The organism is Pseudomonas sp. p21 (assembly GCF_001642705.1).
In the GTDB taxonomy this organism is placed as follows: Bacteria; Pseudomonadota; Gammaproteobacteria; order Pseudomonadales; family Pseudomonadaceae; genus Aquipseudomonas.
Genome location: NZ_LWBV01000001.1, coordinates 768,896 through 787,655 on the forward strand (window position 1 = coordinate 768,896; position 18,760 = coordinate 787,655).

General features: G+C 64.3%; 19 protein-coding genes. 10 read left to right on the forward strand and 9 right to left on the reverse strand.

The genetic code is table 11. From position 1 onward, the window contains the following. The first annotated feature begins 6 nt into the window (after nt 1-6). Complete coding sequence (gene fpr / locus A4C63_RS03635) at nt 7-786, forward strand: ferredoxin-NADP reductase (RefSeq protein ID WP_003252381.1); 780 nt, start codon at nt 7-9, stop codon at nt 784-786. Nucleotides 787-911: 125 nt separating this feature from the next. On the opposite strand, the gene A4C63_RS03640 is transcribed toward fpr, so the two are convergent. Both A4C63_RS03640 and A4C63_RS03645 read right to left on the reverse strand, forming a co-directional pair. Continuing rightward, nucleotides 912-1,406 carry a SprT family zinc-dependent metalloprotease gene (locus A4C63_RS03640; protein ID WP_063911531.1) on the reverse strand — a complete coding sequence of 165 codons (495 nt, stop codon included), beginning with the start codon at nt 1,404-1,406 and terminating at the stop codon, nt 912-914. Between the two features lie 128 nt (nt 1,407-1,534). Next, the gene (locus A4C63_RS03645; protein ID WP_012270925.1) at nt 1,535-2,134 is read right to left on the reverse strand and encodes a Yip1 family protein; all 600 of its coding nucleotides are present in this window, start codon (nt 2,132-2,134) and stop codon (nt 1,535-1,537) included. 262 nt (nt 2,135-2,396) lie between these two features. On the opposite strand from A4C63_RS03645, the gene ttcA reads away from it, so the two are divergent. Together ttcA and A4C63_RS03655 are read left to right on the forward strand one after the other, a co-directional pair. Continuing rightward, the gene (gene ttcA / locus A4C63_RS03650; RefSeq protein ID WP_012270926.1) at nt 2,397-3,221 is read left to right on the forward strand and encodes a tRNA 2-thiocytidine(32) synthetase TtcA; all 825 of its coding nucleotides are present in this window, start codon (nt 2,397-2,399) and stop codon (nt 3,219-3,221) included. 4 nt (nt 3,222-3,225) lie between these two features. Next, entirely contained in the window at nt 3,226-3,897 is a 672-nt protein-coding gene (locus tag A4C63_RS03655; RefSeq protein WP_025338003.1) for a DNA-3-methyladenine glycosylase I, read from the forward strand. A 102-nt stretch (nt 3,898-3,999) separates the two neighbouring features. Here the strand turns inward: A4C63_RS03655 and A4C63_RS03660 are convergent, their stop codons facing one another. Genes A4C63_RS03660 through arsC form a run of 3 tightly spaced genes read right to left on the reverse strand, consistent with a single transcriptional unit; the run spans nt 4,000 to nt 5,361 of the window. Beyond that, on the reverse strand, nt 4,000-4,413 hold the full coding sequence (locus tag A4C63_RS03660; protein WP_063911532.1) for a DUF2069 domain-containing protein: 414 nt from the start codon (nt 4,411-4,413) through the stop codon (nt 4,000-4,002). After that, nucleotides 4,406-5,011: an NAD(P)H:quinone oxidoreductase gene (gene wrbA / locus A4C63_RS03665; protein ID WP_063911533.1), complete on the reverse strand. Its 606-nt coding sequence runs from the start codon at nt 5,009-5,011 to the stop codon at nt 4,406-4,408. Before wrbA ends, A4C63_RS03660 begins: the two co-directional genes overlap by 8 nt. Next, nucleotides 5,008-5,361: an arsenate reductase (glutaredoxin) gene (arsC, locus tag A4C63_RS03670; protein ID WP_063911534.1), complete on the reverse strand. Its 354-nt coding sequence runs from the start codon at nt 5,359-5,361 to the stop codon at nt 5,008-5,010. The genes wrbA and arsC overlap by 4 nt, the downstream gene beginning before the upstream one ends. An 85-nt stretch (nt 5,362-5,446) precedes the next feature. Between arsC and A4C63_RS03675 the strand changes: the two genes are divergently transcribed. Continuing rightward, entirely contained in the window at nt 5,447-5,911 is a 465-nt protein-coding gene (locus A4C63_RS03675) for a TlpA disulfide reductase family protein (RefSeq protein ID WP_063911535.1), read from the forward strand. Between the two features lie 35 nt (nt 5,912-5,946). Here the strand turns inward: A4C63_RS03675 and A4C63_RS03680 are convergent, their stop codons facing one another. From A4C63_RS03680 to A4C63_RS03695, 4 genes are all read right to left on the reverse strand, one after another. Continuing rightward, nucleotides 5,947-6,351, reverse strand: a complete 405-nt coding sequence (locus A4C63_RS03680) for an META domain-containing protein (protein ID WP_063911536.1) — start codon at nt 6,349-6,351, stop codon at nt 5,947-5,949. Further along, nucleotides 6,348-6,785, reverse strand: coding sequence for a hypothetical protein (locus A4C63_RS03685; protein WP_004375491.1), 438 nt, complete (start codon nt 6,783-6,785; stop codon nt 6,348-6,350). The genes A4C63_RS03680 and A4C63_RS03685 overlap by 4 nt, the downstream gene beginning before the upstream one ends. Nucleotides 6,786-6,816: 31 nt before the next feature. Beyond that, nucleotides 6,817-7,806 (reverse strand): 2-hydroxyacid dehydrogenase, encoded by a 990-nt coding sequence (locus A4C63_RS03690; RefSeq protein WP_063911537.1) that lies wholly within the window; start codon nt 7,804-7,806, stop codon nt 6,817-6,819. A 153-nt stretch (nt 7,807-7,959) separates the two neighbouring features. Next, nucleotides 7,960-10,716, reverse strand: a complete 2,757-nt coding sequence (locus tag A4C63_RS03695; protein ID WP_063911538.1) for a response regulator — start codon at nt 10,714-10,716, stop codon at nt 7,960-7,962. Between the two features lie 193 nt (nt 10,717-10,909). On the opposite strand from A4C63_RS03695, the gene A4C63_RS03700 reads away from it, so the two are divergent. The 6 genes from A4C63_RS03700 to mazG all read left to right on the forward strand — a co-directional run bounded on the left by A4C63_RS03700 (nt 10,910) and on the right by mazG (nt 18,737). Next, nucleotides 10,910-11,629 carry a response regulator transcription factor gene (locus tag A4C63_RS03700; protein WP_063911539.1) on the forward strand — a complete coding sequence of 240 codons (720 nt, stop codon included), beginning with the start codon at nt 10,910-10,912 and terminating at the stop codon, nt 11,627-11,629. A 3-nt stretch (nt 11,630-11,632) separates the two neighbouring features. Next, nucleotides 11,633-13,024, forward strand: coding sequence for a sensor histidine kinase (locus tag A4C63_RS03705; RefSeq protein ID WP_063911540.1), 1,392 nt, complete (start codon nt 11,633-11,635; stop codon nt 13,022-13,024). 159 nt (nt 13,025-13,183) lie between these two features. Continuing rightward, entirely contained in the window at nt 13,184-14,083 is a 900-nt protein-coding gene (cysM, locus tag A4C63_RS03710) for a cysteine synthase CysM (protein ID WP_043936067.1), read from the forward strand. Further along, the gene (rlmD, locus tag A4C63_RS03715; RefSeq protein WP_063911541.1) at nt 14,084-15,442 is read left to right on the forward strand and encodes a 23S rRNA (uracil(1939)-C(5))-methyltransferase RlmD; all 1,359 of its coding nucleotides are present in this window, start codon (nt 14,084-14,086) and stop codon (nt 15,440-15,442) included. It abuts the gene before it with no gap. A 96-nt stretch (nt 15,443-15,538) separates the two neighbouring features. After that, entirely contained in the window at nt 15,539-17,779 is a 2,241-nt protein-coding gene (relA, locus tag A4C63_RS03720; protein WP_015269231.1) for a GTP diphosphokinase, read from the forward strand. A 124-nt stretch (nt 17,780-17,903) separates the two neighbouring features. Further along, nucleotides 17,904-18,737: a nucleoside triphosphate pyrophosphohydrolase gene (mazG, locus tag A4C63_RS03725; RefSeq protein ID WP_063911542.1), complete on the forward strand. Its 834-nt coding sequence runs from the start codon at nt 17,904-17,906 to the stop codon at nt 18,735-18,737. Nucleotides 18,738-18,760: the final 23 nt, after the last annotated feature.

Sequence of the window (18,760 nt, forward strand, 5' to 3'; positions counted from 1 at the left end):
CACTAGATGAGCAACATGAACCACGAACGTGTCCTCAGTGTTCACCACTGGAACGACACCCTGTTCAGCTTCAAGTGCACCCGCGACCCGGGCCTGCGCTTCGAGAACGGTCAGTTCGTGATGATCGGCCTGCAACAGGACAACGGCCGTCCGCTCATGCGCGCCTATTCCATCGCGTCGCCAAACTGGGAAGAGCATCTGGAGTTCTTCAGCATCAAGGTGCCGGACGGCCCGCTGACCTCGCAGTTGCAGCACCTGAAGGAAGGCGACGAGATCATCATCAGCAAGAAGCCTACCGGTACCCTGGTACTCGACGACCTGAACCCGGGCAAGCACCTGTATCTGCTGAGCACCGGCACTGGCCTGGCGCCGTTCATGAGTGTCATCCAGGACCCGGAAACCTACGAGCGCTTCGAGAAAGTGATCCTGGTGCACGGTGTGCGCTACGTGAACGAAGTGGCCTACCGCGAGTTCATCACCGAGCACCTGCCGCAGAACGAATTCTTCGGTGAGTCGGTTCGCGACAAGCTGATCTACTACCCGACCGTGACCCGCGAACCGTTCGAGAACCAGGGCCGCCTGACCGACCTGATGCGCAGCGGCAAGCTGTTCAGCGACATCGGCTTGCCACCGATCAACCCGCAGGACGACCGCGCGATGATCTGCGGCAGCCCGAGCATGCTCGACGAGACCAGCGAAGTGCTGGACAGCTTCGGCCTGAAGATCTCCCCGCGTATGCGCGAGCCGGGTGATTACCTGATCGAGCGTGCATTCGTCGAGAAGTAAGGCGCAGGCTGAGGCAAAGAAGGCGACCCTTGGGTCGCCTTTCTTGTGCCTGGGATTCATCTATCGCCTGTGCCGGCCCTTTCGCGGGCAAGCCCGCGAAGAGGCCGGAACAGGCAAGGCACAATCTATTCGACGCGCGTCTCGCCGCTATACACCAATATTTCCCGACACCGCTTGCACAGGTAGCGCCGCCCCTGGCGCACCAGCTTGTGCCGCTGGGCGGTAAACGGGAAGTCGCTCTGCGGGCACGGGCAGCGGTATATGTAGCGGGTGGCCACGCGCCGTTGCACCTCGTAGTTGTGGCAACGGTTGGAGGGCAGTTCATACACCCCGCGCATGATCAGCTGCCACTCCTCGCCATGGGCCTGGATACGGTCGCCGAACAGCTGGTGGGCCACCAGATGCGCCACTTCATGAGCCACGGTCTGGCGCAGGAAGTCTTCCTGGTTTTCGCGGTAAAGCTGCAGGTTGAAGCGCAGCAGGTTCTCGTGCAGGTGGGCGACCCCGGCTTTTTGCCCGCGCAGCTTGAAGCTGACTTCCGGGCGCGGGAAGGGGCGTTTGAAGAAGGTTTCGGCTTGCTGGTAACAGGTTTCGACGCGTTGTCTGAGCAGCTCGGGCATGGCGGGGTGGTTCTCCTGACCGGGCATTATGCCGCAACCCCGGGCAGCCTGCGAGCCACAGGTCAGCACAGCCAGAGGCCGCCTTGCGGCGGCCCCAGGTTGATGCCCCAGTGTTGGTCGAGTCTGTTCTAGTTGGTGTAGACGGGCCCCACGCCCAGTCCCCAGATGATCACCGTGGCGGCCATGATCGCCACCAGTACCACAAGGCCCACCGCCAGCACCGAGCTGGAGAACAGGAAGCCTTCGTCGGACGGTATGTTCATGAACGTCGGCAAGCCGACGTACAGCAGGTACACCGTGTAGCAGATGGCGGCGGTGCCGATCAGCATGCCCAGCCACAGGTGCGGGTACAGTGCCGCCAGGCCACCGATGAACAACGGGGTGGCGGTGTAGGTGGCAAAGGCGATGCACTGTGCCATGGACGGGTTGGCATCGTAGGTGCGGGCCATCCAGTGGATGAACGCCCCCATTACCGCCACCCCGGCAAGCATCGCCAGATACGACATGATGCTCATCCAGATTGCGCTTTCCATGGTCAGCATTACCGCTGGCCGGTCGCCGATCACCCAGCCGACCTGGGTGGTACCGATGAACGCCGAAATGGCGGGGATCGCAGCCAGGATCAGGGTGTGCGTCAGGTACATGTGGCTGATGGTTTCTTCTTCGCCACGAATTTCCCGCCATTCCTGGTCGGGATGGGTAAACAGCCCCACAACGTGATGAATCATGCCGGTCACTCCTCTCAATGTTGCCAAACGCCCCCCAGATGGAGCGCAAGCGGCCCGAGGCCCGAACACCGATGCAAGCGGTAATGTGGCCTTATGTCGCAGTATAGGAAGCCGTTACCCGCATAAACCGCGCTTTTTAGAGCAAATTGCGCTGTAAGGCGCGCTGTTGATTACATTGAAGTCTTTATCGGAATGCCTACAGCGCCGCCGCGTTTGTGCGTAAAATAGCCGGCTTTTGTCACACCTCGCGGATCCAAGCGCTATGGGCACCCTCTCGGTCAACCAGAACAAACTGCAAAAACGCCTGCGTCGTCTCGCCGGCGAAGCCATCACCGACTACAACATGATCGAGGATGGCGACAAGGTCATGGTCTGCCTGTCCGGCGGCAAGGACAGCTACACCATGCTCGACGTTCTGTTGCACCTGCAGAAGGTGGCACCGATCAAGTTCGAGATCGTTGCGGTGAACATGGACCAGAAGCAGCCGGGGTTCCCCGAGCATGTGCTGCCGGCCTACCTCAAGGAACTGGGCGTGGAGTACCACATCGTCGAGAAGGACACCTACTCGGTGGTCAAGGAGTTGGTGCCCGAGGGCAAGACCACCTGCTCGCTGTGTTCGCGCCTGCGCCGTGGCACCCTGTACACCTTCGCCGACGAAATCGGCGCGACCAAGATGGCGCTGGGCCACCACCGCGACGATATCGTCGAAACCTTCTTCCTCAACATGTTCTTCAATGGCGCGCTCAAGGGCATGCCGCCGAAGCTGCGCGCCGACGATGGCCGCAATGTGGTGATCCGCCCGCTGGCCTACTGCAGCGAGAAGGATATCCAGGCCTACTCGGACATGAAGGAATTCCCGATCATCCCGTGCAACCTGTGCGGTTCGCAGGAAAACCTGCAGCGCCAGGTGGTCAAGGACATGCTGGTGGAGTGGGAACGCAAGCACCCGGGCCGTACCGAGAGCATCTTCCGTGCCTTGCAGAACGTGGCACCGTCGCAGCTGGCCGACCGCAACCTGTTCGACTTCACCAGCCTGAAGATCGACGAAAACGCCACACCGCGTTTCCTTGACGTGCTGAACATCTGAGCCCATGCGCGATTACCAGTGGTTGCATGAATACTGCCTGAACCGCTTCGGCTCGGCCCAGGCCCTGGAGGCCTTCCTGCCGCAGCCGCGCACGCCGGTGCAACTGCGTGATATCAGCGACGACCGCTACCTGTCGACCTTGGCCCTGCGCGTGTTCCGCGCCGGGCTCAAGCACAGCCTGGTGGATGCCAAGTGGCCGGCGTTCGAGCAGGTGTTCTTCGGCTTCGACCCGGAGAAGGTGGTACTGATGGGCGCCGAGCACCTCGAGCGGCTGATGCACGACGAGCGCATCATCCGCCACCTGGGCAAGCTCAAGAGTGTGCCGCGCAATGCGCAGATGGTCCTTGACGTGGCGAAGGAGAAGGGCAGTTTCGGTGCCTTCATCGCCGACTGGCCGGTGACCGACATCGTCGGTTTGTGGAAGTACCTGGCCAAGCACGGCAACCAGCTGGGCGGGTTGTCGGCGCCGCGCTTCTTGCGCATGGTCGGCAAGGACACGTTCATCCCTACCGATGACATGGCGGCGGCGTTGATTGCGCAGAAGGTAATCGACAAGCCGCCGACCAGCCAGCGTGATCTGGCCTTGGTGCAGCAGGCGTTCAACCAGTGGCATGCAGAAAGTGGGCGGCCGCTGTGCCAGTTGTCGGTGATGCTGGCGCATACCGTCAACCATTGAGATTTGTGTCGACCTTTTCGCGGGCATGCCCGCTCCCACAGGTACAACGCAGGCCTCAAGTGTGGCGCGATCCCTGTGGGAGCGGGCAAGCCCGCGAAGAATCTAACTGCCTTCGCCCGCCATGCGCCGCTCATGCTGGAACTTCCAGCGCACATACAGCAGCCCGGCAATGAACAGCCCCAGGCTCACCAGCACTTCTACCCAACCAAATAGCGCCCGCGCCGGGTCGAACGCCGCCAGCACGCCCTTGATGAAATAGATATTCACCACGAAGCAGGTCCAGGCATGTGCCCGGGCGCTGCCCGTCAGCATGCCCGGCAGCAACAGCAGCAAGGGTACCAGTTCGATCGCCAGGATCACCTCTACCCGCGCCCCGTGCAGGTTGGCGAACCACAGGTTGTTCACCACCAGCAGGGTGATCAGGCCGAAGAAGAACGCCAGGCTCAATGCCCGCGTCAGGCGCAGGCGCGGTGCCAGCCATTCCAGTGTTGGCAATACCTTGGGCTTCTTAGCCACGTGCCGCCTCCAGGGCCTTGGCAGTGGTCGCCAGGCGTTGGCCAAGGGCGCGGCACAGGGCTATCTCGTGTTGATCGAGCTCGCGCTTGCCATCGGCGCCAGCATGATGGCTGGCGCCATACGGTGTGCCGCCGCCGCGAGTCTCGAGCAATGCCGATTCACTGTACGGCAGGCCCATTACCAGCATGCCGTGGTGCATCAGCGGCAGCATCATCGACAGCAGGGTGGTTTCCTGGCCGCCGTGCAGGCTGGCGGTGGAGGTGAACACGCCTGCCGGCTTGCCGACCAGTTCACCTCCCAGCCACAGGCTGCTGGTGCCATCCAGGAAGTACTTGAGCGGCGCCGCCATGTTGCCGAAGCGGGTCGGGCTGCCCAGTACCAGGCCGGCGCAGTGGCGCAGGTCGTCCAGGGTGGCGTACAGCGCGCCACTGGCCGGGATGTCCGGGGCCACCGCTTCGCACTCGGTGGAAATCGCCGGCACCGTGCGCAGGCGAGCCTCCATGCCGGCCAGCTCGATGCCGCGGGCGATGTGCCGGGCCATCTCGCTGGTCGAACCATGGCGGCTGTAATACAGCACCAGGATGTAGGGCTGGTTCACGGCAGGATCTCCAGTACTTTCTCGGTCGGGCGGCCAACCACGGCCTTGTCACCGGCGACCAGGATCGGCCGCTCGATCAGCTTGGGGTGCCGGGCCATGGCCTCGATCAGTTGTGCGTCGGTCAGCGCCGGGTCGGCCAGGTTCAGCTCCTTGTACTCGTCCTCGCCGGTACGCAGCAGCTGGCGCGGGGCGATGCCCAGCTTGCCGAGCAGGGCCTTGAGGGTGGCGGCGTCGGGCGGGGTCTCGAGGTAGCGCACGATGGTCGGCGCCAGGCCGCGAGCCTCGAGCAGTTCCAGGGCGCCGCGGGATTTCGAGCAGCGCGGGTTATGATAGAGCGTGAGGTCGGTCATGTCGGGTCGCATCCAGCAGGGTGTGGCGGCTATTCTAACCGCAGCGACTGACCATTTTGCTTTAAAACTCGAGAAGGATTGACCCATGGCAAGGCGTCTGGCAGCAGTACTGGCCATCACCGCGAGCCTGTTGCTCGGTGGTTGCGGTGCCGATTATGGCGTGGACCAACACGGTAATACGGTTAAGGCCGAGCAGATCGACGGGCACTGGCTGGTGCTCAACTACTGGGCCGAATGGTGTGGGCCGTGCCGTACCGAAATCCCTGAACTGAACGCGGCAGCCAAGCAGTGGGCGGCCGACGGTATCAAAGTGGTGGGGGTGAACTTCGATGGCTTGCAGGGGCAGGAGCTGAAACAGGCTGCCGAAACCCTGGGTATCGCTTTCACCGTATTGGCGCAGGACCCCGCCGAGCGCTATGACTTGCCACGTAGCGAGGCGTTGCCGGTGACCTACATCATCGATGACAAGGGCAAGGTGCGGGAACAGCTGATGGGCGAGCAGACCCGGGAAGGGCTGCAGGCCAGGATCAAGGCCCTGAAGGGCGCCTGATGCATTTTGGGGCCGCAAAGCGGCCCCGGCAATATTCAGCCTTCCTCAGGCCAGAAGCGCAGCGGCTTGCCTTCGTCCGGCCAGAAACGCATCTGCTCGATAGGCGACACATCCCAGCGCTGCACCGTTTCCAGCGCCTGCAGGAAGCGCTTTTCCTGCTCCATCAATGCCGGTGCGCACAGCTTGCGGGTCTTGCCGACCTTGCCGAAGCTCAGGTGCTCGCCGTCCAGTGTGTACGGCGCAAACCAGTGGTTGCAGCCGCCATTGCCATAGGCACGGCCATCGCTGGCAAGGGTAAGGGTCAGGTGGCTGTAGTCGATCAGCGGCCGTTCGCCGATCCACTCCAGCACGTAGCTGCGCTCCTGCTGCAGTTTGGGAGGTTCCGCGGCGCAGCCGAGCAGGCCGGTGGCAATCAGCACGCCGGTCAGCAGATTCTTCACTCGGCGCTCTCCTGGCAACGCGGGCACAGGTGCTTCTCGCCACGGCTGGCCCAGCCCAGCTCGGCAACGCGCGCGCTGGCGGCCGGCTGGCGGGCTTTCTTGCCCAGCTTGGCGTCTACCGCGAACTCGAAGTCCAGCACCGCGTCGCAGCTGTCGCAGGCGACCTGCCAGGTGAGGATTTCCAGTTCGTTGAACACCGGGCCGCTGGCCACGGCAACCCACTGGCCGCGCGGGTTGATCAGGTGACGCACGCTCTCCACTGTCAGGCGCATGGACAAGTCCTTGCTGCCCTTGAGGGTGACCAGCAGGGTGTCGCCTTTGTGCATCGAACCGCCATTGCCGGTGACCTGGTAACGGCCCGGCACCAGTGCACGGCACTCGATCAGGGTGTGTTGCGGGTTGAAAAGGGTGTAGCGGAAATCGTGCTCGACCATGGGTCCTCCAGAAATGCCGCGTATCCTAGCACTAACCCATCACCAGATTCTGTGGATTGCCTGCCGCCCAGCAGTTGATGTTGTCCAGCGTGGTCGCGGCGATGGCATCCAGTGCCTCGCGGGTAAGGAAGGCCTGGTGGGCGGTGATGATCACGTTGGGGAAGGTCAGCAGGCGGGCCAGTACGTCGTCCTGCAGCGGCAGGTCGGAGCGGTCCTCGAAGAACAGCTGGGCTTCTTCTTCGTAGACGTCCAGGCCCAGGTAGCCGAGCTGGCCGCTCTTCAGCGCGTCGATCAGCGCCGGGGTGTCGACCAGCGCGCCGCGGCCAGTGTTGATCAGCATGGCGCCGGGCTGCAGCTGGGCCAGGCTTTGCGCATTGATCAGGTGCCGGGTGTGCTCGGTCAGCGGGCAGTGCAGGCTGATGATGCGGGCTTCGCGCAGCAACTCGGGCAATGGCAGGTAGCGCGCGCCCAGGGCCAGCAGCTCGGGGTTGGGGTAGGGGTCATAGGCCAGCAACTGGCAGCCGAAACCGGCCATGATGCGGGCGAAGGTGGTGCCGATCTGCCCGGTACCGACCACGCCGACGGTCTTGCCGTGCAGGTCGAAGCCGGTCAGCCCGTGCAGGGTGAAGTCACCCTCGCGGGTGCGGTTGTAGGCCCGGTGCAGGCGCCGGTTGAGGGCCAGGATCAGCGCCACGGCGTGCTCGGCCACGGCGTGTGGCGAGTAGGCCGGCACCCGCACTACGGTAAGGCCCAGGCGCTGGGCGGCAGCCAGGTCGACATGGTTGTAGCCGGCCGAGCGCAGGGCGACCAGACGCGTGCCGCCTGCGGCCAGGCGTTGCAGCACCTGGGCGTCGAGTTCGTCATTGATGAAGGCGCAGACCACCTCGTAGCCATCGGCCAGGGCAGCGGTATCGAGGGTCAGGCGGGCGGGCTGGAAGTGCAGGTCCAGGGTGGTGCCACTGGCGGCTCGGGTGAAGCTTTCCTGGTCGTAGTGCTGGCTGCTGAACAACAGGGCGCGCATGGTGGGTTCCTTTTCCAGAGCAGGAGATACAGCATACCTTGAATATGGCGCGGGCCATTGTGGGAGCGGGCGTGCCCGCGAAGAAGGCTTCGCGGTGGATGGCACGGGCTTCGCCCGTGTTCGCGGGCACGCCCGCTCCCACAGGGAACTGTATCAGGCGCTCAATCTGGCTTGAGCAGCCAAGCGGTTGATTGCCGCATCCAGTTCATCCAGCGCCTGCTGTGCTTGCGGGTTCTCCTGCTTGAGCAAGGTTTCGCTGCGCTGGCACGCGGCCCGCAACTGCGGCACACCGCAATAACGTGAGGCGCCGTTCAGGCGGTGCACCTGCTCGATCAGGCTGCTGCGGTCGTCGGCCTCGCGAGCGGCGCGTATGGCTTGGCGGTCGGCTTCCAGCGAGGTAAGCAGCATGCTCAGCATGTCGGCTGCCAGGTCTGCCTTGCCAGCGGCCAGGCGCAGCCCTTCCTCAGGGTCGAGCACTTTCAGTTCATCGCCGTTGGCCAGTTGTTCAGCCAGCCGCTCCTGCTGTGGTGCGCCCAGGCTCAGGCCGGTCCATTTCATCACCACCTGGGCCAGCTGCCGTTCGCTGATCGGCTTGGTCAGGTAGTCGTCCATGCCACCGTGCAGCAACGCGCGTTTCTCGTTGGCCATGGCGTGGGCGGTGAGGGCGACGATCGGCAGCGGGTTACCGCTTTGGGTGTTTTCCCACAGGCGGATCTGCTCGGTGCAGGCGCGGCCGTCCATGCCGGGCATCTGCACATCCATCAGCACCAGGTCGAACGGCTCGTCCTGCACCGCCTGCACCGCCGCATAGCCGTTGTCGACGGCCAGCACCTCGGCGCCCAAGTCTTCGAGCAGGGTCTGCACCAGCAGCAGGTTGGCGGCGTTGTCGTCGACGCAGAGGATCTTCGGCTGGCGCTGGCCGTTGACGCCGTTCGCCTCGCCCTGCGGGCGGCGCGGTTGCACCAGTTCCAGCAACAGGCGGCGCAGTTTGCGTGTGCAGGTCGGCTTGGACAGCAATTGGCCATGGCCGTTGGGCAGGTACGGGTGGTACAGCGCCTGCTCGGTGGTCGGGCACAGCACCACACACTGGCAATGGTAGCGTTCGAGCTGCTGGTGGTAATGGCCCAGTTGCTCGGGCGACAGGTTGCCCAGGTTGGCCCCGAGCACGGCGAACTCGAACGGCAGGCCGGCCTGGCTGGCGGCCTGCACGCCCTGCAGCAACTGGTCGTAGGAGGCGAACAGGCTAACGCTGAGGCCGCAGTCTTCCAGTTGGTGTTCCAGTGCCTGTCGCGCCAGTTCGTGGCCATCGACGATGGCCGCGCGTCGGCCCAGCAGCGGTTGCAGCGGCATCTCCTCGACACCGTCGTGGGCCTTGGGCAGGTTGAGGCTGATCCAGAACTGCGAACCCTCGCCCGGGGTGCTGTCGACGCCGATTTCGCCGCCCATCTGCTCGATCAGGCGCTTGGAAATTACCAGCCCCAGGCCGGTGCCGCCAGGTTGGCGGGCCAGCGAGTTGTCGGCCTGGCTGAAGGCCTGGAACAGCGTACGTACATCCTGTGGCGACAGGCCGATACCGGTGTCCTGCACGCTGATACGCAGCTGCGCGCTGTCTTCGTGCTCGTCGTCGAGCATGGCGCGCACGACGATGGTGCCTTCGCGGGTGAACTTGATGGCGTTGCTGACCAGGTTGGTAAGGATCTGCTTGAGCCGCAACGGGTCGCCGATCAGCGACGACGGGGTATCCCGGTAGATCAGGCTGAGCAGCTCCAGCTGCTTGGCGTGGGCGGCCGGGGCGAGGATGGTCAGGGTATCCTGGATCAGGTCGCGCAGGTTGAACGGGATGCTGTCGAGCACCAGCTTGCCGGCCTCGATCTTGGAGAAGTCGAGGATCTCGTTGATGATCCCAAGCAGGTTGTCGGCGGACTTCTCGATGGTGCTCAGGTAGTCCAGCTGGCGCGGTGTCAGCTCGCTCTTCTGCAGCAAGTGGGTGAAACCGAGGATACCGTTGAGCGGGGTGCGGATTTCGTGGCTCATGTTGGCCAGGAATTCCGACTTGATGCGGCTGGCTTCCAGAGCCTCCTTGCGCGCCATGTCCAGCTCGATGTTCTGGATTTCGATGGTTTCCAGGTTCTGGCGCACGTCCTCGGTAGCCTGGTCGATGCTGTGCTGCAGCTCTTCGTGGGCGTTGTGCAGGGTTTCGGCCATGCGGTTGATACCGCGCGCCAGTTCGTCCAGCTCATGGCTGCCCATGGCCGGCAGGCGTTCTTCGAGGTGGCCGTCCTTGAGCTGGTTGACTGCGTGCTTGATACGCTTGATGGGGTCGTTGATGGTGCGGCTCATGCGCAGTGCCAGCAGGCCACTGAGCACCATGCAGGCGAGGATCAGCAACAGGCTGGTGAACAGGTTGCGGTAGCCGCGCAGCAGGGTGCCGTCGTGGGACAGCTCGATCTCGACCCAGCCCAGCAGGCGTTCGGCTTCGGCCGGCACGGCATCGGTGGCCAGGTCGCGGTGGTGGCCGAACACCGGCATCAGGTAGCGGGTGGCGTCATTGCCGCTGCGTTGCAGCAGCTGGGTGCCGGTGCCGCCGCTGGGCGGCTCGTTGAGCATGCTCGGGCCGGCGTGGGCCAGGCGCGCGCGGTCCGGGGCCAGGAAGGCGACGGCGCGCACATCGGCCTGCTCCAGGGTTTGTGCGGCAATGCGCTCCAGTTGTGCCGGTGCCAGCTTGGCCATGGCGGGGGCAGCCAGCGGCGCCAGTTGCTCGGCGATCATCTTGCCGCGTTGCAGCAACTGGGTGCGCAGGTCGTTCTGTTGCAGCCAGGTGAAGTAACTACCCAGCACCACGGCCATCAGGCCGGCCGGCAGCAGGGCCAGCAGCAGGACCCGGCTGCGAATTCCCAAGCGATCGAGCACACTCGCCTCCTGTCATGTGCCTGGACGCCGTCAAGCGATGACGGCCAAGCCGGGAAGTTACTCCGCCTGCCGTGCTATTGCACCTCTTTAGTACGTGTTTTGCGCACTTGCAGGGGCATTGGTCGCAGGGCGGTTGCCTGGCAGGCGCTGGATGCTCAATAATTGCGCAATTGAGAATGTATGGCAGTTGCCAATGAATCCTGTATCTATTCACAACTCCAATATCCTCGCCATCGAGGATGACCCGGTCCTCGGTGCCTACCTGCACGAAGAGCTGCAACGTGGCGGCTTCCAGGTGACCTGGTGCCGCAATGGCCTGGAGGGCCTGGAGACGGCTGGGCGTCAGGCTTTCGATGTAGTGCTCATGGACATCCTGCTGCCAGGGCTCAATGGTCTGGATGCCCTGGCACAGTTGCGCAAGCGCAGCGCCACGCCGGTGATCCTGATGTCGGCGCTGGGCGCCGAGGCCGACCGCATCAGCGGTTTCCAGCGCGGTGCCGACGACTACCTGCCCAAGCCATTCAGCATGGCCGAGCTGCAGGTGCGCATCGAGGCTATTCTGCGCCGAGTGGCCCTCGAAAGGCGCCACCAAGCCCCGCAGGTGCAGGCCGCCAGTGGCGAGTTGCAATACGACGAGGCGCTGTACGATGTGCGCCTGGATGGCCGCCTGGCCGGCCTGACCCCAAGCGAATACCGCCTGCTCGACATCCTCAACCGTAACCTCGACGAAGTGCTGAGCAAGCCGTTCCTTTACCAGCAAGTGTTGCAGCGAGGCTATTCGCGGCATGACCGCAGCCTGGACATGCACGTCAGCCAGATACGCCGCAAGCTCAAGGGCATCGGCTATCACGAACGGCAGGTCCGCACCGTGTGGGGCAAGGGCTACGTGCTCAGCGCCAGCGAGGCGGAGTGACCCATGCTCGACCGCCACTCGCTGTTCTGGAAGCTGGCGATCCTGCTGGTGGGCTTCTGCCTGCTGATGATCGGCCTGAGCTACACCTGGGGCCGGCACATGGAGACCCAGAACGCCTTCCTTTCGGAGCCTGCGCGGCAGGCCTTGCGTGGCTATGCCGCCGAGGCCGAGCAGGCCTGGCGCAGTGGTGGGCGGGCAGGGCTGGACCGCTGGGTGGCGGCGATGCACCAGCGCGAACGCGGCTGGGTTGGTGTGCTCGACCTCAACCTGCGGCCGCTCGACAGCGCCAGCCTCGGCCCACAGACCATGCAGCGGCTGACCCGCCTGCGCGGTGTCGACTGGCCGATGAGCCGGCGCAGCGTCGAGCAGCCGTGGCTGCGCATACCGTTCCCGGGGGCACCGGAGCAGGGCATGCTGGTGATCGAGCTGCCGCAACGCTTCAACCCCGGCCAGTACCGGGTGCTGTGGCGTATCGTCACCAACGGCATCATCCCTGGTCTGTTCACCCTGCTGTTGTGCGTGGGGCTGTACCGCATGCTGATCGTGCCGTTGAACCAGTTGCGCGAGCAGGCCAATGCCTGGCGCGCCGACCAGTTGTCCGCTCGCCTCGACCCACGCACCATCGCCCGGCATGACGAGCTGGGCGAACTGGCCCGTGCCTTCGACCAGATGGCCGAGCGGCTGCAGGGCACGGTAGCCATGCAGCAGCAGTTGCTGCGTGACCTGTCGCACGAAATGCGTACGCCACTCAGCCGGCTGCGGGTGGCCTGCGATGGCGAAACCGACCTGCAGCGCCTGCGTGAGCGCCTGGCGCGGGAGGTGGACTGCATGCAGCAGCTGGTCGAGGACACCCTGCAACTGGCCTGGCAGGATGCCGAACGTGCGCCGATGAACCTGGAGCCGATCGAGGTGCAGGCGCTGTGGGAGCTGCTGGCCGAGAATGCCTGCTACGAAAGCGGCTGGGCACCGGCGCGGCTGCGCTGCGAAGTGCCGGCCGACTGCTGGGTGCAGGGCAACCTCAACCACTTGGCCCAGGCGCTGGAGAACATGTTGCGCAATGCCATTCGTCACTCGCCGGCCGAGGGTGTGGTGCGCCTCGGTGGGCAGCGTGAGGGCAGTTATTGGTGGCTGTGGCTGGAGGATGAGGGCGGTGGTGTGGCCGAAGAAGACCTGGAGCGGATCTTTGCGCCGTTCTCGCGGCTGGACGGTTCGCGGCCAGGGGATGGCGGCTTCGGTCTGGGGCTGAGCATCGCCCGCAGCGCCATCCAGCGCCAGGGCGGGACCTTGTGGGCGCAGAATGGCAAACGCGGGCTGCGGTTGTGGATGCGCTTGCCGTTACATGTGCCGGCCCCTTCGCGGGCTTGCCCGCTCCCACAGGATCATCACTGTTCTTGAGGCCAGTGGAGTCCCTGTGGGAGCAGGCGTGCCCGCGAAGAGGCCGGCACAGCTCATCGATATAGCTTGTAGCTATATCCACCACAGATTGCGTGATATGGCGACGAAGGGTTTGCCGGTATGATAGGCACCCCTGCCGTCCGGATTGTGAAATACGCCATGACCTTGCAGTACCCAACCATCGCCGATTGCGTCGGCAATACGCCCCTGGTTCGCCTGCAGCGCATCGCTGGCGAAACCAGCAACACCCTTCTGCTCAAGCTCGAAGGTAACAATCCCGCCGGCTCGGTGAAGGATCGCCCGGCATTGTCGATGATCACCCGCGCCGAACTGCGCGGCCAGATCAAGCCCGGCGACACCTTGATCGAAGCCACCTCCGGCAACACCGGCATCGCCCTGGCGATGGCGGCGGCGATCAAGGGCTACAAGATGATCCTGATCATGCCCGACAACTCCACCGCCGAGCGCAAGGCCGCCATGACCGCCTACGGTGCCGAGCTGATCCTGGTGACCAAGGAAGAGGGCATGGAAGGCGCCCGTGACCTGGCCGAGAAGCTGCAGGCCGAAGGCCGTGGCCTGGTGCTGGACCAGTTCGCCAACGGCGACAATCCGATCGCCCACTACAACAGCACCGGCCCCGAGATCTGGCAGCAGACCCAGGGCACCATCACCCATTTCATCAGCTCCATGGGTACCACCGGTACCATCATGGGCTGCTCGCAGTACCTCAAGGAACAGAACCCGGCGGTGCAGATCATCGGCCTGCAACCAATGGAAGGCTCGGCCATTCCGGGCATCCGCCGCTGGCCCGAGGAATACCTGCCGAAAATCTTCGACGCCAGCCGCGTCGACCGCGTGGTCGACATGTCGCAGCAGGAAGCCGAGGAAACCACCCGCCGCCTTGCCCGTGAAGAGGGCATTTTCTGCGGTGTGTCTTCCGGTGGTGCAGTCGCGGCCATGCTGCGCCTGTCCCGAGAGGTGGAAAATGCCACGATGGTCGCGATCATCTGCGACCGCGGCGACCGTTACCTGTCCACCGGCCTGTTCGACCCGAGTTAAATGTCCAAGAAAAAAAGCAACAGCGGCCTGCGCTTCCAGCCGGCCGGCGGCAACCGCAGCCCCCAGGTCCCCGTGGGCAAGAAGCAGCGCCTGGAAATCGAGCGCCTGGCCGGTGATGGTCGGGGTATAGCCTTCCACGAGGGGCGCACCTGGTTCGTCAGTGGCGCCCTGGCCGGCGAGGCCGTAGAGGCGCGGGTGCTCAATGCCCGTGGCAAAGTGGTCGAAGCCCGCCTGGAGCGCCTGCTGCAGGCCAGCCCCGAGCGCCGTCAGGCACCGTGCCGGTATTACGAGCGCTGCGGTGGTTGCAACCTGCAACACCTGCCGCATGAAGCGCAACTGGCGCTCAAGCAGCGCACCCTGGCCGAGCAGCTGCAGCGGGTAGCCGGCGTGCAGCCCGAGGAATGGGCCGCACCGCTGAGCGGGCCGGAGTTCGGCTACCGGCGCCGCGCCCGCGTGGCCGTGCGCTGGGATGTCAAGGCGCGCCAGCTGGAGGTCGGCTTCCGCGCCGAAGCCAGCCAGGACATCATTGCCATTGACGATTGTGCGGTGCTGGTACAGCCCTTGCAGTCGATTCTGCGCCACCTGCCGACTGTGCTGCGCTCGCTGAGCAAGCCGCAGGCGCTGGGCCACGTGGAACTGTTCAGCGGCACCGCCGAGGCGCTGTTGGTGCGCCATGTCGCGCCGCTGCCGGCCGAAGACCTGGCCAGGCTGCAGGCATTCTGCGAGCAGGCCAATGCCCAGTTGTGGCTGCAGGGCGAAGGTGAGCCGGCGCCAGTGGACCCGGCCGCGCAACTGGGCTTTGCCCTCGCACCATGGCAGCTGGAACTGGCCTGGCGCCCAGGTGATTTCGTGCAGGTGAATGCCCAGGTCAACACGGCGATGATCGAGCAGGCCCTGGCCTGGCTCGCACCGCAGGCCGACGAGCGCGTGCTGGACCTGTTCTGCGGCCTGGGCAACTTTGCCCTGCCACTGGCTCGCCAGGCGCGCGAAGTGGTAGCAGTGGAAGGTGTGCAGGCCATGGTCGATCGGGCCGCGGCCAATGCCCGGAACAACAATGTGCATAACGCACGGTTTTTTCAGGCCGATTTATCGCAGCCTTTGGCAGGCGCCGGATGGGCCGCCGAGGGCTTTTCTGCGGTACTCTTGGATCCACCGCGCGACGGTGCTTTCGAGGTGGTGCAAGGCATCGCCCGCCTCAAGGCCAGAAGGCTGGTCTATGTATCGTGCAACCCGGCCACGCTGGCGCGAGACGCCCAAGTGCTGGTCGGCCAGGGGTACCGGTTAAAAAGGGCCGGGATTCTCGACATGTTTCCTCAGACGGCGCATGTCGAGGCCATGGCGTTATTCGAAGCGGGCTAGCTGACTGGCCCCTTGGTGCGGCTTCCACGGAATGGTGGCCGCACGTTGATCGCCAGCACACCCGCGTGGTGTGCTGTATGGAAAGGTAAAACAAAGATGGTACAGGTGAGAGTGCACCAGCCGGTCAACACCGACGGCAGTATCAATCTCGAAGCATGGCTGGACCATGTGGTAAGCGTCGATTCGGCACTGGATCGCGCAGCGCTGAAAGAGGCCTGCGAGTTTGCCCATGAAGTCGAGAAAAAGGGCAACCCGGCCAAGCATTCCTGGGCGGATGGTACGTCCAGCTTCCAGGCGGGCCTGGAGATCGCCGAAATCCTCGCCGACCTCAAGCTCGACCAGGATTCCCTGGTGGCGGCGGTCATCTACCGTTCGGTGCGCGAGGGCAAGGTGACCCTGGCCGAGGTCAGCCAGCGCTTTGGCCCGGTGGTGTCCAAGCTGATCGACGGCGTGCTGCGCATGGCCGCCATCAGTGCCAGCCTCAGCCCGCGACAGTCGCTGGTGCTGGGTTCGCAGGCGCAGGTCGAGAACCTGCGCAAGATGCTCGTGGCCATGGTCGACGACGTGCGCGTGGCGCTGATCAAGCTGGCCGAGCGCACCTGCGCGATCCGTGCGGTCAAGGCCGCCGATGACGAGAAACGCCTGCGTGTCGCGCGCGAGGTGTTCGACATCTATGCGCCACTGGCGCACCGCCTGGGTATCGGCCACATCAAGTGGGAGCTGGAAGACCTGTCCTTCCGCTACCTCGAGCCTGACCAATACAAGCAGATCGCCAAGCTGCTGCACGAGCGCCGGCTGGACCGCGAGCGCTTCATCAGCGAGGTGATGAACCAGTTGCAGAACGAGCTTCTGGCCACTGGCGTCAAGGCCGACATCAGCGGCCGGGCGAAACATATCTATTCGATCTGGCGCAAGATGCAGCGCAAAGGCCTGGAATTCAGCCAGATCTACGACGTGCGCGCGGTACGCGTGCTGGTGCCGGAAATCCGCGACTGCTACACCGCGCTGGGCATCGTGCACACCCTGTGGCGGCACATCCCCAAGGAGTTCGACGACTACATCGCCAACCCCAAGGAGAACGGCTATCGCTCGCTGCACACCGCGGTGATCGGCCCCGAGGGCAAGGTGCTGGAAGTGCAGATCCGCACCCACGGCATGCACGAGGAAGCCGAGCTTGGGGTTTGCGCCCACTGGCGCTACAAGGGCACTGACGTCAAGTCCAGTTCCAACCATTACGAAGAGAAGATCTCCTGGCTGCGCCAGGTGCTGGAGTGGCACGAAGAGCTGGGCGACATCGGTGGCCTGGCCGAGCAACTGCGGGTCGACATCGAGCCGGACCGGGTCTACGTATTCACCCCGGACGGCCACGCAATCGACTTGCCCAAGGGTGCCACGCCGCTGGACTTTGCCTACCGCGTGCACACCGAAATCGGCCACAACTGCCGCGGTGCCAAGATCAACGGGCGCATCGTGCCGCTCAACTACAGCCTGCAGACCGGCGAGCAGGTCGAGATCATCACCAGCAAGCACGGCAACCCCAGCCGTGACTGGTTGAACTCGAACCTGGGCTACGTCACCACTTCGCGGGCGCGGGCCAAGATCGTGCACTGGTTCAAGCTGCAGGCACGCGACCAGAACGTCGCCGCCGGCAAGACCTTGCTCGAACGCGAGCTCAGCCGCCTGGGCCTGCCGCAGGTGGATTTCGAGCGTCTGGCCGAGAAGACCAACGTCAAGACTGCCGAGGACATGTTCGCTTCGCTGGGTGCCGGCGACCTGCGCCTGGCGCACCTGGTCAACGCTGCCCAGCAGTTGCTGGAGCCCGAACGCATCGAGCAGATCGAACTGGTACCGCGCAAACCTACCGGGCCGCGTACCGGCAAGCGTGGTGACATCCAGATCCAGGGGGTCGGCAACCTGCTGACGCAGATGGCCGGCTGCTGCCAGCCGCTGCCGGGCGACGCCATCGTCGGTTACATCACCCAGGGTCGGGGCGTGAGCATCCACCGCCAGGACTGCGCCTCGGTGCTGCAGTTGGCGGGCAAGGAGCCGGAGCGCATGATCCAGGTCAGCTGGGGGCCGATCCCGGTGCAGACCTACCCGGTCGACATCGTCATCCGTGCCTACGACCGCCCGGGGCTGCTGCGCGACGTGTCGCAGGTATTGCTGAACGAGAAGATCAACGTGCTGGCGGTGAACACCCGCTCGAACAAGGAAGACAACACCGCGCTGATGTCGCTGACCATCGAGATTCCGGGCCTGGACGCGCTGGGGCGCCTGCTGGGGCGGATCTCGCAGTTGCCGAACATCATCGAGACGCGGCGCAATCGTACCCCTTGAGACCGCGGTGGCTTCTTCGCGGGCTTGCCCGCTCCCACAGGTCAAGTGCACATCTGAAGATTTGCACCATCCCTGTGGGAGCGGGCAAGCCCGCGAAGAAGCCACTACCGAAGGACCTGCCTGAATGACCTACACCCTCGAAGACCTGCTGCACCTCATGGCCCGCCTGCGCGACCCGCAATATGGCTGCCCGTGGGACTTGAAGCAGAACTACGCGAGCATCGTCCCGCATACCATCGAAGAGGCCTACGAGGTTGCCGACACCATCGAGCGCGGCGATTTCGAGCACCTGCAGGGGGAGTTGGGTGACCTGCTGTTCCAGGTGGTCTACTACAGCCAGCTGGCTCGCGAGGAGGGGCGTTTCGAGTTCGATGGCGTGGTCGACAGCATCACCCGCAAGCTCATTCGCCGTCACCCGCATGTGTTCCCCACCGGCGAGCTGTACGCGCCGGTAGACACCCCCAGCCTGAGCGAGGCCCAGGTCAAGTCACGCTGGGAAGAGATCAAAGCCGAAGAACGCGCGGAAAAGAGCCAGCCCGAACAGTTGTCGCTGCTCGACGACGTGCCGGCAGCATTGCCGGCGTTGTCGCGGGCAGCCAAACTGCAAAAGCGCGCGGCCACGGTCGGTTTCGACTGGCCTGCGGCATTGCCGGTACTGGACAAGGTCCGCGAAGAGCTGGATGAGGTGCTGCAGGCCATGGCCGACGGCGATGCCGATGCGCTCGAGGATGAAATCGGCGACCTGCTGTTCGCCACCGTCAACCTGGCCCGCCACCTCAAGCATGATCCGGAACATGCCCTGCGCCGTGCCAATCGCAAGTTCGAGCGGCGTTTCCGCTTCATCGAACAGGCATTGCGCGACAGTGGCCGACCCATCGAAGATTGTAACCTTGACGAACTGGATGCCCTTTGGGGTGAAGCCAAACGTCAGGAAAAGAACCTGCCCAGCTGCGGCTGAGCTGTTGCATAAGTGAGTGAACA

Bases quoted from the DNA above. Each gene is read 5' to 3' on its own strand.
- A4C63_RS03685 (WP_004375491.1), bottom strand. From the start codon at position 6,785: ATGGTCGAGCACGATTTCCGCTACACCCTTTTCAACCCGCAACACACC.
- rlmD (WP_063911541.1), top strand. From the start codon at position 14,084: ATGTCCAAGAAAAAAAGCAACAGCGGCCTGCGCTTCCAGCCGGCCGGC.
- A4C63_RS03700 (WP_063911539.1), top strand. From the start codon at position 10,910: ATGAATCCTGTATCTATTCACAACTCCAATATCCTCGCCATCGAGGAT.
- ttcA (WP_012270926.1), top strand. From the start codon at position 2,397: ATGGGCACCCTCTCGGTCAACCAGAACAAACTGCAAAAACGCCTGCGT.
- arsC (WP_063911534.1), bottom strand. From the start codon at position 5,361: ATGACCGACCTCACGCTCTATCATAACCCGCGCTGCTCGAAATCCCGC.
- cysM (WP_043936067.1), top strand. From the start codon at position 13,184: ATGACCTTGCAGTACCCAACCATCGCCGATTGCGTCGGCAATACGCCC.
- relA (WP_015269231.1), top strand. From the start codon at position 15,539: ATGGTACAGGTGAGAGTGCACCAGCCGGTCAACACCGACGGCAGTATC.
- A4C63_RS03640 (WP_063911531.1), bottom strand. From the start codon at position 1,406: ATGCCCGAGCTGCTCAGACAACGCGTCGAAACCTGTTACCAGCAAGCC.
- fpr (WP_003252381.1), top strand. From the start codon at position 7: ATGAGCAACATGAACCACGAACGTGTCCTCAGTGTTCACCACTGGAAC.
- A4C63_RS03645 (WP_012270925.1), bottom strand. From the start codon at position 2,134: ATGATTCATCACGTTGTGGGGCTGTTTACCCATCCCGACCAGGAATGG.
- A4C63_RS03655 (WP_025338003.1), top strand. From the start codon at position 3,226: ATGCGCGATTACCAGTGGTTGCATGAATACTGCCTGAACCGCTTCGGC.
- A4C63_RS03690 (WP_063911537.1), bottom strand. From the start codon at position 7,806: ATGCGCGCCCTGTTGTTCAGCAGCCAGCACTACGACCAGGAAAGCTTC.
- A4C63_RS03705 (WP_063911540.1), top strand. From the start codon at position 11,633: ATGCTCGACCGCCACTCGCTGTTCTGGAAGCTGGCGATCCTGCTGGTG.
- A4C63_RS03675 (WP_063911535.1), top strand. From the start codon at position 5,447: ATGGCAAGGCGTCTGGCAGCAGTACTGGCCATCACCGCGAGCCTGTTG.
- mazG (WP_063911542.1), top strand. From the start codon at position 17,904: ATGACCTACACCCTCGAAGACCTGCTGCACCTCATGGCCCGCCTGCGC.